Raw genomic sequence first — 14,112 nt, forward strand, 5'->3', positions numbered from 1 at the left:
CCTCGTGATTATGGCGAGCACGGTGAGTGCCGTTGTGGGTGGGCGGGGGGCGTACTGAGTGCGGGGGACTGCTCGTCGACCTCGGGCAGGAGGAATCGGTGAGGTCGCGGAGGGCGATGACCACAGCGGGTCAGTACGAGTCGGCAACGGGCGATATCCTCCCGAACATGGCGGTCACGCAGGCTGATGGAGGGGCTGTCGCACCTGCACCCTCGGGTGACCGCAGCGTGTGGCCGTTCGGCTTCTCGATTTCGCACATGATCGCCACCGGACTCTTCGTCTGGTGCCTACTGTCGACCACGGTTGAGGGCTTCAGCGCCTTCGGGGTGGATTTGTCACGGACGCGACAGTTGGCGACTGTGTACGCCGTAGCGCTCTTCGTCTTGTTCATGCGACCGTGGCGCTATTGGACCCTCCCCGTCCGATGGGGTGTCGGAGTACTCGCGGCCATGATTGCGCTTGGCTTCAGCAGTTGGAGTTTGCGCGAAGGATCGCCGATCGCGATCAACTACTGGATGCAGTGGTTGCTGCCGATGTCGTGCCTTGTACTCGCGCTTTCGGCCGATCCCCGGCTCCTGCGTCTTTGGCGGATGATCATCATCGGTTACGGCATCTTCATCGCTACCTACCAGGTCGTCGGATTGGCGTTCCTTCCGCCCGTCGACGTGAACATCTCGTGGAGCTTCTACGACTTTCGTTTCATCAACGCTCCTTTGGCGCTGGTGATGTTGTTGGGCATGATCTTCGCGGCAACCGGCCGGACGCAGCGCGCATGGATCCGCACTGTCGTTGCCGCGGGCCTGGGCATTTCGGTTGTCTTTGCGCAACACCGGAGCGTGTGGGCGGCGCTCCTCGTCGCCACGTGCCTGATCTTCGTGAGGTGGGTCGCCTCCGGGCGCCGGCCCGGGCTCATCCCAGGGCCGCTGGTGGCTTTCGGTTTCATGCTGTTCGCCGCCGTTCTCCCACTTGTTTCGTCATGGTCGGTGTTACCCAGCGCGGAAGCGGCACCTGAGTCCGGAGCGGTGGCCGCCCCCTTCAGAGCGACCAGTACTCTCGGCTGGCGGCTCGAGATGTGGACCAGTCGGATGGAGGCCGATCGAACACCCTTGGAGTGGGCCTTCGGGGGGGCATTCGGGCAGACGCCCGCGTGGGGCCCCGACAGCAACGTGATGGTTCCGGTCGTCAACTCGCACAACATGTACGTGGACCTCATCACGATGCTTGGGATAGCCGGGGTGGCCGCCTTCCTGGCTCTCCTCTACGCCGCCTACGCATCGCACGCGCCACGACTTCGCTCCACCATGCTCGCCCTTGCTGCATGCTTGACCTTCGGCCTGTTCTTCCAGTGGCCGCCAGTAGCCTGGTTGATTCTGGGTCTAGCGGTCGGCCAGACCCGGTCGCGGCCGTCTACCCCGGCTTCTGGCGTGATGAACTGACACCTTCGGTTCCGGTGCGCAGGGCCAGCGAGTCGTCTCCTACGGCATGCGTGGTGTAGCCAGTCGCTGTGAGATGGGCCAGGAGTGCCTCTCGGCGCACGTCGCCGAAGTGCGCATGTTCGAAGAACACGACTGCGGGTCGCAACGTCTCAAGGGCGCTGTGTTGGAGGACCACATCGTCGTAGCCCTCTGTGTCCACGACGAGGATGTCGGGTGGCGGACACCCACTCTTGGACAGAACCTGAGGCAGGGGCATGCACGGGACACTTTGCCGGAGAATGAGTCTGTCGATCGGGAGATCCCCGTTGTAGTACTTGGCGAGCCAGGCCGAGACGTGGTCACGAGAGCTTGAAGTGACACCGGTCGGTGCCCGGTAAGTCGGCCAATCGGCGGCGTACCGGGGTTGACAGTACTCCCAATGGGAGGGGTCGATGACGAAGAGGTCGAGACTCCCGGTCGGGCCGATCGCCCCGTTGATGATGTCGATGTCTGGGTGCCCGGCGTAGGTGTCGCGGAGATGGGGGATGACAAGGTTCTGCGGCTCGATCAGGAGCAGTCGCGTACGGTCCCAGTAACTCGTCACCACCGGGTTCACTGGATCGTTGTGTTGCCCGTCGTTTGCGCCGACCTGGACGATGGTGAGGTGACGCCTAGACGTTAGAAGCGATTCGCACGCGACTCGAAGGAGGAGAGGACCGTCAACGCCGCTGGGCGGATGCAGGGGGAACTGACCAGCGGCGCGCATCAGACGGTTTCGCGCCCTGCGGACGATCCCGGTTTCGCTTCCCATCCGGTCCTCCGTCTGAACCGCGCCTCCTCGGTACTTCGGGTCCGACTCTACTGGTGGCGTTCGTTGTGACGATCGGCCTGTAGACGATTGGGTACTGTCGTCTGGTGACCCCAGCCCCTCCCAGGATCGCGATCGTCACGCCTGTGAGCGATGTCAGGCACGCGACCCTTCAGATCGAGGCGGCCAGGTTGAACGGTCATACTGCTTTCGTTGTACCGGGCGGGGGAGCGACGAGTTGGCCTCTCGATGTGGAGCGGCATGAGTTGAAGTCGTTCGGAAACTCCCACAGCCGACAGTGGATGGTGGGCCTCGGAACCGTATTGGACGGTATTCAGCCGGATCTCATCCACATCGCCAACGAACCTTGGGCCTTCACGACGTTGAGGGCCCTGCGCACAGGTCTGCCCGTTGTCGTACACGGGGGTGAGAGCCTGTACCGTGAGGCCCCGCTGAGATACCGGCTCAGGCGAGGGAACACGTCCCGTCGTTTGAGGCAGTTGGCCGGGTATGTCAACTGGGGGACGACTGGTCTGCGGGCCGCCGAGGATGCGGGGTTGCCAGGTGATGTACCGAAGGCCGTGATACCGGGCTCACCGCCCGATCCGGGCGTGTTCTCCTATCAGCCGCTGCGGCCGCTGGGAGATCGTTTGCGGGTGGTCGCCGTCGGTCGCTTGGTGGCTGCCAAGGGGATCGACTGTCTCCTTGAAGCCGCCGCTGATCCCAGCCGCCGACAGCGCATCGACCTGACAGTGGTTGGTGACGGTCCATATGCGCAGAATCTTCGGACCAAAGCGGCCGCGCTCGGCTTGGCAGTGAGATTCACAGGCGATCTGGATGCTGGGAGTGTGCACGAAGAACTCGTGAAGGCTGATGTTCTCGTCCAGCCGTCCTTGTCGACGCCCAGTTCCCGTGAGCAGTGGGGCCGCTCAGTGGTGGAGGCCATGATGACTGGGCGGCCTGTCATCACCTCGGACTGCGGCGAACTACCCCATCTCGTTCAGGATCGCGACTGCGTGTTTCCCCAAGGTGATTCGCCGGCTTTGGGGCGAGCGCTCGATGAGTTGATGGAGCAGCGGGCGCTGTTGACGATCCGAGCAGAGCGCGCTCGGCGGCGCGCTGAGGCCTTCCGACCGGATGTACTCTCCCATGAACTGGTCGCGCTCTGGAGGGCCGCACTGGCCTACTGGCAACGCAGCCACGAAACGGCCACGAGTCCATGAGGATTCTCGCCGTCCACGTGCAATATCAGCAACCAGGGGGCGAGGACGCCTCCTTGGAAGCGGAGACGCGGATGCTGAAGGCGCGAGGGCACACAGTCCGCAAACTGGTAATCCGCAGCGAGGACTTCGTTATGCGAGGACCCAGCCATCAACTCAAGGCGGCTGTACTCGGAGACGGGACTCTGCGCGCAACGATCCGCAGGGAGTTGGCCGTTTCGCCCGACGTGGTGTACCTGAACAATTGGTTTCCGTGGCTCGCGCCCCTGGTCGATGAACTCGCACGGGTCCCGATTCTCGCCGCCGTCAGGAACTATCGCATGTGGTGTATCAATGGACTCTTCTTCAGGGATGGTGCTGACTGCCACCTTTGCGCGGGAGGAAAGGAATGGCAAGGCGTGCGCCATGTCTGCTACCGCGGGGTTGGGGAGTCGATTGTGGCCGCCCAGGCCGTGAGGTCGGTGCGTCGGACACTGCAGGGGAACCCGCAGGTTCACTTCGCGGGCGTATCGAACCATGTTTGCGAGGTCCTGGTTCGCGCTGGCATTCCCGCGTCACGGGTCCATGAGAAGCCCAACGTCGTGTTCCCCAGCCCACCTGTTGGGCCGGGGGGAGACGACGTGGTCTTCGTCGGACGCCTTGAACCGGAGAAGGGGCTCGGGCAGTTCCTCGACGCGACGCGCTCTTTGGGTTGTCGGCCGGTGGTCGTCGGCGCCGGCTCGATGGCGGGAATAGCTCGCGGAGTCGATTACCGTGGCGAGCTTGCGCACACTGAGGTACTCGAAATCCTTGGCCGCGCTCGGGTGACCGTCGTGCCTTCCCTGTGGCAGGAGCCGTTCGGGAGGGTCGCGGCGGAAAGCCTGGGGTGCGGCACGCCGATCATCGTGAGCGACGCCGGTGGGCTCAGGGGTATCGGGGACCCAGCGTGTTCCCAGGTTGTGCCGGCTGGCGACACAGGTGCCCTCGCGCTAGTGATCCAGGAAGCGATGTCGCGGCCCTACTGGGCCACGGAAGCCCGACAAGCGAGCCATCGTCGATTTCTGAGCCACTACTCACAGGAAGCCGTCGCTGGACGGCTCGAGTCCGCACTTCGCTCGGTACTATCAGCGGCCTGAAGCTCTGATGTATCCCGACCGACCGACTCTAGACTTGCCAGATGCATGACGCGTCATCGGAAGCGGGTCCGCGGCCCACCATTGCTGTGCTGATGGCCTGTCACAACCGGCGTGACGTATCACTGCACTGCGTCGGGCGCGTTCTCGAGCAGACTGTGAGCCGACAGGGTGCAGTGCGGATCTTCGTGACCGACGACGGATCGACGGATGGAACTGGCCAGGCGCTCGCCGCCCTCTCGCACGCCGTCGAGGTCACGGCGGGCTCCGGCTCACTCTTCTGGGCATCGGGTATGGCTCAGGCTGAGCAACGCGCGCTACCGTGGTGTCCAGATCTGTTGCTGTGGCTCAACGACGACACCATCTTGGACAGCGACGCCCTTGAAAGACTGCTGCGGTGCCACGGGGACCACCCCGATGCCATCCTGGTCGGTGCCACTAGGGATCCCACATCAGGCCGCGTCACCTACGGTGGCCGCGTCCGGACCAGCCGGTGGCATCCGCAACGATTCGCACATCTGCCAGCCAGCACGCGGATTCAGAAGGCTGACACTTTCAACGGGAACGTCGTCCTGATCCCCGCAGGTGTCCAGAGGCAGGTGGGTCTGATCGACGCGGCGTACCCGCATGGGTATGCGGACGACGACTACGGACTGCGCGCCACCGAACTCGGGATACCGATTCTCCAGATTCCGGGCACAGTCGGGACATGCGCACGCAATCCGGTCGAAGAACAGGTCCGCGGCTTTGACGCCTGGCGACGCTCGCAGTCCAGGAAAGGATTGCCGTGGCGCGCACAGGCCCACTACTGGCGCCGACACGGCGGGAGGTTGTGGGTTCCGTTCTTCCTGGGACAACAGGTGCGGATGCTGCTTCCGGTGCATCGACGGGACCCGGGGCGAACTGATGTCGGGAACGGGGCGAATTGAAGAAGTCTCGTCGGATCGTTGCACGCCAGGTGTCCATGGTGTGGGTTGCACAGATCCTCACAATGGGCATGCAACTGGTGTATGCGGGCGTGACGAGCCGCGCGATCGGGCCGGCCGGGTTCGGTTCTTTCGCGGTTGCGCTTGCAGCGACTGGACTGGGCGGGATCCTGGCAAGTTCGGGACTGGCGAACGCGGCCGCTCGGAGGACGGGCGACGACATCTCCGGTGACCGAGCCATCGTCACCGCGGCGGCGTTGGCCGGGCTGCTGGTGGCCCTCGTTTTCGCACTGGGTGCCCCCCTGTGGGCCCGCTTATGGGGGAATCCGGATGCAACGCCACTGATTCGCGCCCTCTGTATCGGACTCGCTGTCGGCAGTTATGGAGGTGTCCTCGCGGGGATCGCCAGGCGGCTTGGTCGGATAGGGATCTGGACGGCCGCGACCTTTGCATCTAGCGTCGTCGCGATGCTGCTGGGGGGTTGGGCCACCTACGCGACTCGGGAGGCATGGAGCCTGACCGTCATGCCCGTCGCCCTCAGCGTGATCAGCAGCACCATCCTGCTGGTGGCGATGGGCCGAAGGGGAATACCCACCCGACGGCTGGGCACGGTGGGCCATGACATCGCCTACGGAGCGAAGTCCCTTGGTTCCTCACTCCTGACCTACATCGCCTACGGACTCCCGATGTGGAGTATGAGCCGCTGGCTAGGCGCAAGCACGCTGGGTTCGTGGAACCGCGCGGCGGTCGTGGGTCAGATTCCTCTCGAGAGCGCCTCGCGGGCAGCGGTGACCGTGATCTTCCCGAAATTCCGCTGGGACAGGGCGGGTGGTGACCGTGTGCGTCGACGCTGGTCAGCGCTGATGGCCACCTCGGCAATCGTCGTGCTTCCTCTCACTGCACTTGTGGTGCCAGCGGTCCCGACGGTGACCCGCATTATCCTGGGCTCGCAATGGGCCGAAGCTGGTCTCATGGCGCAGTTCATCCTGATAGCCACCGCAGTGAATGTGCTCAACGCATTGCTGGGGTCGGCGCTGGAGGCGTCCAACAATTTCCGCGCTGTCTGGATGAGCCAGATAGCTGTCATCGCGACCCTCACCGTCGCCTGTGTCCTGATGCTGGTCACTGGGCGCTGGGTAGCGGTTGCCGGCGGCTACGTCATCGCTGCACTCGTCAGTCAGGCTGTTCAAGTCGTTTGGTCCTCGAGGGGGCAGTTGCTTTCCTCGCGCAGCATCCTTCTGGGGTATACCGCGGCGGCAACTCTCAGCCTGATCATGCTAGGGATCGCGTCGGCGATCGTCGCCCTGGCTTCCTCCGACGTCGTGCTCATCGGAATGCTTGTCCTGGTCGCAGTGAGTGCTTTACTCGCCCTTTTCGCGCTTCGAAACCACATTGAGCCGTTAGCCGTATTGGTCGGTGGACATGAGTGACGGGAATCCGGTCGTCACCCGTGCCCCGGGACTCAGGCGGCTTGACCAGTTGCGCAGCATATCCACCGGATTGCTTGAGCTGAGCAGGACACCTCCCTGCGGGCAGGCGACGATCTGGCTGGGAGACTCACACACCCGCTTCAACCTCGGCCATCCTCAAAGGGAGGGCCGGTTCGTACGGCTCTCCGATGCCGACTTCGTGTGGTCTATAGGACCACGGCTTATGTACTCGGTAGCGCGGCGCGGCTGGCCCGCGGATGTGCGAATGGGGGCAGCGTTTGTGCGCAGGGCAAGTCGCAGACTGAAACTTCACATCTGCGCAGTACTCGGCGAAATCGACGTGAGAGTCTTCCTCGGTGAGCGCTACGCCACCGGGACCCTCGACTTGTCCTTTGTCGCCGCATACGTGGAGCAGTGCGTTGAGTTGGCCCGCATTGTGCACGCGACCCCAGTGGTTGTCGTGCCAGTACCGCCGTGCGGTGAGCCTGACCCGCAGCACGAGTACCCACGCAACTGCAATCTTGAGGAGCGAGTGGCCGCCCACCAACAGCTTCGCCGAGCTCTTCAAGAGTCGACACATTCCCGTGGAGTGCTGCTGTTCGATCCCACGTCTAGACTGGTACTACCGTCGGGCGCACTCAGGCCATCCCTGACAGATGACTGCCTTCACCTGAATCCGCTCGGTTCTGACATCTTCACCGCGGAGTGGACAGCGTTCAATTCATCAGCGGGTGAGACTCCTTGATCCGTGCGCTTGGGAATCGGGGCAACGGCATGAGCCACGGCCGTGGGGCAGACGGCCCGCTCCGGTCGCTGTATGTCGTGGATCATGAGGTTGTTGACAGCGTGCCGGGTTGAAAGACGGAAGGACCTCCGCTGATCTCGGAGGTGTTCAGATCACTTACACAGGGGAGGTCCTCGGGTTCACCGTAACGCGCCGTTGAATGTCCGTGGTCGGAAATCCTGGTTGAGCGTGTGTGGGGGCCGGTGAGACATGCGACCAAGGAGGTGGGTCAGATTGCCGGCAGCTTGGTCCAGGGCGGTTCTTCGGGCGGCGATACGGTTTCTACCAGGCTGGAGACCATGAATCGGTACGCCTGTCTGTGACTCATCCGGCCCTTCGCCCACGTATGCGCCGCGAACCCCAGTTCACGCAGTTCATCCATATCCCTGGAGCCCAGGGCCAGTGTCGCCTCAACGGCACTGCGGACGTTGTTGTAGAAGAAGACCCCCTGGCAGTCGGAGGCCCAGTCCATCCCGGGATGTTCGGTGGTCACTTGGGCACGCCCCGCGATCATCGTGATCGCCATGCGGTCGCTGGTGTAGCTGCTGGTCCTCGGGTAGTGATCCCAGTTGGCCAGAAGCGCGCAACCTTGGACGAAGTCTGCCTGCTGCTCAAAAGCAAGGCGACCGTGTGACCATCCACGTGGCCAGCCCGGCCCGGCAAGTGCGAATTCGGAAACACGTCTTCTGAGCTGGCTGACGAGGCGAAAACGTTGCCAGGAACCCGGGAGCCCGCTGATGAGGGGTACCCGCATCAGATTGCTGCCGATTACCCCGACCCTCCCCGGTGTCGCCTGCTCGAATGAGAAGTGCCTCTCCGCCTCTGAGAAGAGCATGTGATCGTAGGTGTGCACTATCAGCCGGACGTCCCGTGCCCCGTTCGCCCTGAGCAGCGAGGCTTGCGGATCTCCGCCCACGCTGAAGACGATGGTGCTGAGATCAAGCCAGGCAGCCATGGCACTGGTGATCGACTTGCCCCTCCCCCAGGGATCGCCCTCCCAGTACAGCACCGGTCGTCCGGCCACTGCGGAAGCGAGTGCATCCATGTCCCTGATGTTGTCCTTCAGCGACTGCACGAGGAGGATGTCGCACTTCGACGCTTGCACACCTTGGATTACCCGACGCTCCCGGACATCGCGTGGCTCGTGTGAGGCGGGGCCGCTGTTCAGGACGCAGTATCCGCCCAGTTCGCCCATGTCCACGAGTTCGGACAATGCGTGCGGGGCCCCGGGGCATGAATCTTCGGATGCGTGGTTGGTGACGAGCAGGATGCAGGGCCGTCGACTCACAGTCACGACGTTATCCCCGTGTGGTGCATGGCTGCCAGGATGAGGCAGCTAGCGGACCCGCATCCCTGGGAGCCTGTCCCACAAGGGTGACTTCGTGGTGGCAGGTGATAGGACGGGCATGCCTCCGAGGTAGCCGGCCCACCATGAGAATGTGCTCGGAGAAGCGACGAGCACTGCAGCTTGCGAGAGAGCGCTCAGGTCATCCTCGGGGGTGCCTCCCTCGATGAAGGCATCTGCGAAGGACCCAAGATTCTCCCGGCACCAGGGGACGTCATCGGAGTAGATCTGGACCGCGAGATTGGGAAACGCGGATCTGGCCGCAGCTGCTGCTCGCGCATACCAGGAGGGATCCAATGTCTGCCGGGAGAAGACGTAGTCGCCTCTTCTCACGTGGATGCGGATGACATCTTCGCCCGTCGCATACTCCACGTGGAACCATTCACGCAGCACTTCCCGCACTTCAGCGGCGTGCTCCTCGCTCTGCCAGTACCCCACCCACCACGCGGGCTGTGAGGCATCCACCTGTTGGGCGTGCGCGTGCATATCCACCACGATCCTTCTCGGCCCGAGTGCCGAGCGCATGAGCCTCGCGGGGACGTCTACCCGGCCATTCACTGCGGGCCAGTGCCTTGAACCTCGAACTCGGCCCCGGTGAAAATGCATGCGCAAGGGACTAGGTCCGCACAGACCAACACTTCGGGTCTGCGACAGGTCGTAGCGGCACCGTTGGTCGGTATTGGCCGCCAGCCAAGTGGCGAACCCGAATTGGAAGAGTTGATTCCCCAGTCTTCCCATCAACGTGACCACGTGACTGTCCATGGCACCCCTTCTGGCCGCATCGCCGGTCTGCGTCACGCCGTGCCGCGATTGTGCCCTGCGGTCGATCCGACACGTTAGTGTCTCATGGTGGGTGGTGCAGGCGGGAAGCCCGCGCTGTGCCAATGGACGAGCAGAGACGCGAAGGAGTTGCGAGTGGGTCTGTATTGGCCGGGCCTGCCCCCGTACGTACAGGAGTGGGCGCGCAGTACGCTCGGCTCCCACGCCGCGTTCATCGAAACCGGCACGTACACTGGGGCGACGGCCGCCTCGGTATCCCGCGATTTCGCATCCGTCCAGACCATCGAACTGGACGCCAAGCTCGCCAGCAGCGCGCGCAAGTTTCTCGCTGATACACAGGTCGTCTGCCATACCGGTGATTCCCGGGAGATCCTTCCTTCGATCCTTCCGCCCGTGTCTGAGCCACTTTTTGTGTGGCTGGATGCGCACTACTCGGGCGGGGAGACGGCTGGTGCCGATGATCCGTGCCCACTCCTCGGCGAACTCGCCACCTTGATGGAGTTCCGGGGCGCAGACAACACAATCATCGCCATCGATGATGCGCGCTGTTTCCAGGGAGTAGACGGTTACCCCACGCTCGATGAGATCAGCGCCCTGCTCCACGCACATGGCTGGAACTGGATTCTTGTCGACGACATTCTGGTGGCGACGAGTCCCGCTCTGGTTCAATCCTTCAAGAGCACTCGTGGGCAGTGGCGGATGCTGGAGGCAGGTGCGCTCTTTCCGATCTGGACTGGTGTCCTCCTCGCGGGGCGTGGACGACAGAAGGTCTACGGGCTCAAGCGGAGGCTAATCGGGCGATTCGGCAGTGCCAACTGAGTCTGGTCGGCCCCGCACGTCCCAGCGTTCCCACACGAAGTCGTACGACCATGTCAGGTCGTGGGATTCCGAGATGAGTCTTCGTCTGCGCTGCATCTGCTGTTCAGAGGCCTCGTGGAGACGGTGGAACTGGATGTAAAGGCGTGCGATCTGGGGCAAGGCATGTGCGCGGTGAAGGTCCTCGATGAGTTGGTACTCACCACCCTCGATATTCACTGCCATCAGATCGATGGTTGGTCCGATTTCCTGGCGTAGGTCCGCCCACGCTCGCAACCGGACCGTGATCTCGTCGCCCGTTGTCCATGCCCCTGTGGCGTCGGCGGAGAGTCGCAATTCGGTAGTCGACTCGCTGAGGCCAATGCCGCACTCGTGTACTCGAACTGAACTGCTCTCGCGGAACCTGCTGCGCAGAGCGTGGGCGAACTGCGGAACCGGTTCGAATACGTGGACGGTACAGCCGTATCGGGTGACGATCTCGTCCGCGTAGTCGCCGAGATACCCACCTACTTCGACAACGACACTGCTGGTGTCCAGGGCCTGGCCTGCGAAGAGGAGTTCATTGTGACCGTCACGCAAGAATCGCTGGTGGGCGGTCAACGAGGCGTCAGGTCGGAGACGGTAGGCGCGCCGTAGCAGCGAGCGCTTGACCGTCCCCCGGAAACTCACGGGCTGACCCCAGCCAAGGACGCGGTTTCAGCAGGCTCATCCACCGTGACCTGCCCCAGCGTCGCTTCTCCGTCCAGATGAGTCGTGTTCCATATCGGCATCCACCATCAGCCGCGCCAATTCCGGCACCATGGTCTGAGCCTTCCACCCCAGACTGTCCTGCACCTTGCTCGGGTCGCCCACCAGTTCGTCGACCTCCGTGGGCCGCAGGTACCGCTCGTCGAAGCGCACGAATTTCTCCCAGTCCAGACCCACGTGCCCGAACGCGAAGCCGAGGAAGTCCCGCACAGAGTACGCGGTGCCCGTCGCCACCACGAAGTCGTCGGGTTCTTCTGCCTGCAGCATCAGCCACATCGCCTCGACGTACTCCTTCGCGTATCCCCAGTCCCGCCGTGCGTCGAGATTACCCAGGTACAGGTGCTGCTGCTCCCCTGCGGCGATCTTGGCGGCGGCCATAGAGATCTTCCGGCTGACGAACGTCTCACCGCGACGCGGTGACTCGTGGTTGAACAGGATGCCGTTGACCGCGAACATGCCGTAAGCCTCGCGGTAGTTGCGGGCGGTCCAGTACGAGTAGACCTTCGCCGCGGCATAGGGGCTGCGGGGCTGTAGCGGGCTCGACTCGGACTGTGGCGGCGGTGTGCTGCCGAACATCTCCGAACTCGACGCCTGGTAGAACCTCGCCGGCACCTGCGCGGCACGGATCGCTTCCAGGATTCGGGTGGTACCCAGCCCCGTGACATCACCTGTGTACTCGGGCTCGTCGAACGACACCCGCACGTGTGACTGCGCCGCCAGGTGGTACACCTCATCCGGCGCCACCTTCTCCAGCAGGGTGGTCAGGCGTGACGAGTCGGTGAGGTCTCCGTAGTGCAGGAAGAGCCGGGCTTGCGTGTCGTGTGGATCCTGGTACAGATGGTCGATGCGATGGGTGTTGAACGTCGACGCGCGTCGGATCAAACCGTGGACGGTGTACCCCTTGTCCAGGAGTAACTCGGCCAGGTAGGAGCCATCCTGCCCGGTGATGCCAGTGATGAAAGCCGTCTTCATTGCGGTCAACGCTATCGTCAGAACGTGCTCAGTGACTCCCTCGTCTACGTCGCAGGCCATCGTGGCCTCGTGGGTTCCGCAGTGTCTCGGGTGCTGCAGGAGCGCGGGATCGACACGGTAGGCTGGTCCTCGGCCGACCTCGACCTACGGGATCGCGATGCCACGTTCGACGCGGTACTCTCGGCAGGCCCGCGCGTCATTGTCATGGCAGCCGCCCGGGTGGGCGGAATCATGGCGAACGCCACCTACCCTGTGGACTTCCTCAACGACAACCTGCGAATTCAGACGAACCTGTTCGAGGCGGCCCATGCTGCCGACGTTGAGCGGGTGGTGTTCTTGGGCTCGAGCTGTATCTACCCGAAACTCGCACCGCAGCCGATCCCGGAATCGGCCTTGCTGACCGGCCCACTTGAGCCGACGAACCAGGCCTACGCCATTGCGAAGATCGCCGGCATTGAAGCGATTAGGTCATACCGCGCCCAATATGGAAGGCGCTGGATCTCGGCAATGCCCACCAACCTGTACGGTCCGGGGGACAACTTCGATCTCACCTCCAGCCACGTGCTGCCGGCGATGATCCGCAAGTTCCACGAGGCCGACGATGTGGTGATCGCTGTGGGGCACCGGTTCTCCCCGTCGCGAGTTCTTGCACTGCGATGACGCGGCCTCAGCGATCCTGCACCTGGTCGAGCATTACGACGGCGACGATCATGTCAACGTGGGCACTGGTGAAGACATCAGCATCCGTGATCTGGCCGTACTGGTCGCGGAGGTGGTCGGCTTCGACGGCCGCATCGAGTGGGACATGAGCAAGCCAGACGGGACACCGCGCAAGTTGCTCGACGTGTCCCGGCTCACGGGTCTCGGGTGGGCGCCCTCGATCAGCCTGCGGGAAGGGATCGCCAGGACCTACGAGTGGTTCACAGCCTCCCGTCAGACTCAGCCCCCAGCATCCTCTTGACGTCGTAGATGACACCCGCGGCACCCACGAGCTCCCGCAGCGCCGGGCCGACCCCGGCAGACTGATCGTGCGCCACCGCCAGTAGCGCGGCGGAGTACTCGCGGTCCCACGCCGAATCGAGATCTACGAGGTCCGCTCCGAGGTCCTTGGCCTGCTCGGGGGTCACCCACGGGTCTGCCACCTCCACGACCGCGCCATACTCGCGCAGCCGTTCGATCACATCCACCACCCGCGTGTTCTTGGTGTCGGGGCAGTTCTCCTTGAACGTCGGGCCCAGGACGAGGACCCGTGCCCCGCCGACCGCAAGTCCCTTGCGCGTCATCAGGAGCACCAACTGATCGGCCACGTAGGCGCCCATGGCGTCGTGGATGCGCCTGCCCGCCAGGATCACCTCGGGGTGGTACCCGACCTCCAGCGCCTTGTGCGTCAGGTAGTACGGGTCAACGCCGATGCAGTGGCCCCCGACAAGGCCGGGGCGGAACGGCAAGAAGTTCCACTTCGTCCCCGCGGCGTCGAGGACCTCAGTGGTGTCGAGGCGAGTTCGTGGAAGAGGATCGCAAGTTCGTTGACCAGGAGGATGTTCACGTCCCGTTGGGTTCGTGGACGAACTGCAGGACCACCTTGAGGGGCAGGTCTGGGCGGTTACAGGCGCACCGGCGCCGAGGGCGGCGGAGGTACTCGGGCTGCAATCGGAGCCCGGCCCGCGGATGATCTGACCTGGAACGGCCCGCTGGGCACAACGTGTATCGCCAGCCAGCACATCTTCCACCGGCGGGACTGAAGCGCCCGGCCGTTA

General features: G+C 63.6%; 14 protein-coding genes. 8 read left to right on the forward strand and 6 right to left on the reverse strand.

Annotation, left to right across the window (positions count from 1 at the left end; genetic code table 11):
- The first annotated feature begins 167 nt into the window (after positions 1-167).
- Positions 168-1,436 carry a hypothetical protein gene (locus V9E98_04635; protein MEI2716270.1) on the forward strand — a complete coding sequence of 423 codons (1,269 nt, stop codon included), beginning with the start codon at positions 168-170 and terminating at the stop codon, positions 1,434-1,436.
- Here V9E98_04635 and V9E98_04640 read toward each other — a convergent pair.
- Positions 1,408-2,226, reverse strand: coding sequence for an FkbM family methyltransferase (locus V9E98_04640; GenBank protein MEI2716271.1), 819 nt, complete (start codon positions 2,224-2,226; stop codon positions 1,408-1,410). The genes V9E98_04635 and V9E98_04640 overlap by 29 nt on opposite strands.
- A gap of 104 nt (positions 2,227-2,330) precedes the next feature.
- Between V9E98_04640 and V9E98_04645 the strand changes: the two genes are divergently transcribed.
- The 4 genes from V9E98_04645 to V9E98_04660 all read left to right on the forward strand — a co-directional run bounded on the left by V9E98_04645 (position 2,331) and on the right by V9E98_04660 (position 6,911).
- Complete coding sequence (locus V9E98_04645) at positions 2,331-3,446, forward strand: glycosyltransferase family 4 protein (protein ID MEI2716272.1); 1,116 nt, start codon at positions 2,331-2,333, stop codon at positions 3,444-3,446.
- Between the two features lie 71 nt (positions 3,447-3,517).
- The gene (locus V9E98_04650; GenBank protein MEI2716273.1) at positions 3,518-4,558 is read left to right on the forward strand and encodes a glycosyltransferase family 4 protein; all 1,041 of its coding nucleotides are present in this window, start codon (positions 3,518-3,520) and stop codon (positions 4,556-4,558) included.
- A gap of 41 nt (positions 4,559-4,599) precedes the next feature.
- Positions 4,600-5,484, forward strand: a complete 885-nt coding sequence (locus V9E98_04655; protein MEI2716274.1) for a glycosyltransferase family 2 protein — start codon at positions 4,600-4,602, stop codon at positions 5,482-5,484.
- Positions 5,485-5,513: 29 nt separating this feature from the next.
- A complete protein-coding gene (locus tag V9E98_04660; GenBank protein ID MEI2716275.1) occupies positions 5,514-6,911 on the forward strand; it encodes an oligosaccharide flippase family protein in 1,398 nt (465 codons plus the stop codon).
- 1,013 nt (positions 6,912-7,924) lie between these two features.
- Here V9E98_04660 and V9E98_04665 read toward each other — a convergent pair.
- Both V9E98_04665 and V9E98_04670 read right to left on the reverse strand, forming a co-directional pair.
- A complete protein-coding gene (locus tag V9E98_04665) occupies positions 7,925-8,983 on the reverse strand; it encodes a hypothetical protein (GenBank protein MEI2716276.1) in 1,059 nt (352 codons plus the stop codon).
- A 48-nt stretch (positions 8,984-9,031) separates the two neighbouring features.
- Positions 9,032-9,526, reverse strand: a complete 495-nt coding sequence (locus tag V9E98_04670; protein MEI2716277.1) for an alpha-1,2-fucosyltransferase — start codon at positions 9,524-9,526, stop codon at positions 9,032-9,034.
- 429 nt (positions 9,527-9,955) lie between these two features.
- Here V9E98_04670 and V9E98_04675 point away from each other — a divergent pair, with 429 nt between their 5' ends.
- On the forward strand, positions 9,956-10,639 hold the full coding sequence (locus V9E98_04675; protein MEI2716278.1) for a hypothetical protein: 684 nt from the start codon (positions 9,956-9,958) through the stop codon (positions 10,637-10,639).
- Here the strand turns inward: V9E98_04675 and V9E98_04680 are convergent.
- Both V9E98_04680 and gmd read right to left on the reverse strand, forming a co-directional pair.
- Complete coding sequence (locus V9E98_04680; protein ID MEI2716279.1) at positions 10,610-11,305, reverse strand: FkbM family methyltransferase; 696 nt, start codon at positions 11,303-11,305, stop codon at positions 10,610-10,612. The genes V9E98_04675 and V9E98_04680 overlap by 30 nt on opposite strands.
- 36 nt (positions 11,306-11,341) lie before the next feature.
- Positions 11,342-12,355, reverse strand: coding sequence for a GDP-mannose 4,6-dehydratase (gene gmd, locus V9E98_04685; protein ID MEI2716280.1), 1,014 nt, complete (start codon positions 12,353-12,355; stop codon positions 11,342-11,344).
- A gap of 24 nt (positions 12,356-12,379) precedes the next feature.
- Between gmd and V9E98_04690 the strand changes: the two genes are divergently transcribed.
- Together V9E98_04690 and V9E98_04695 are read left to right on the forward strand one after the other, a co-directional pair.
- The gene (locus V9E98_04690; GenBank protein MEI2716281.1) at positions 12,380-13,015 is read left to right on the forward strand and encodes an NAD-dependent epimerase/dehydratase family protein; all 636 of its coding nucleotides are present in this window, start codon (positions 12,380-12,382) and stop codon (positions 13,013-13,015) included.
- A gap of 58 nt (positions 13,016-13,073) precedes the next feature.
- A complete protein-coding gene (locus V9E98_04695) occupies positions 13,074-13,316 on the forward strand; it encodes a hypothetical protein (protein ID MEI2716282.1) in 243 nt (80 codons plus the stop codon).
- On the opposite strand, the gene V9E98_04700 is transcribed toward V9E98_04695, so the two are convergent.
- On the reverse strand, positions 13,276-14,085 hold the full coding sequence (locus V9E98_04700) for a UDP binding domain-containing protein (protein ID MEI2716283.1): 810 nt from the start codon (positions 14,083-14,085) through the stop codon (positions 13,276-13,278). The genes V9E98_04695 and V9E98_04700 overlap by 41 nt on opposite strands.
- Positions 14,086-14,112: the final 27 nt, after the last annotated feature.

The organism is Candidatus Nanopelagicales bacterium (assembly GCA_037045355.1).
GTDB lineage: Bacteria > Actinomycetota > Actinomycetes > S36-B12.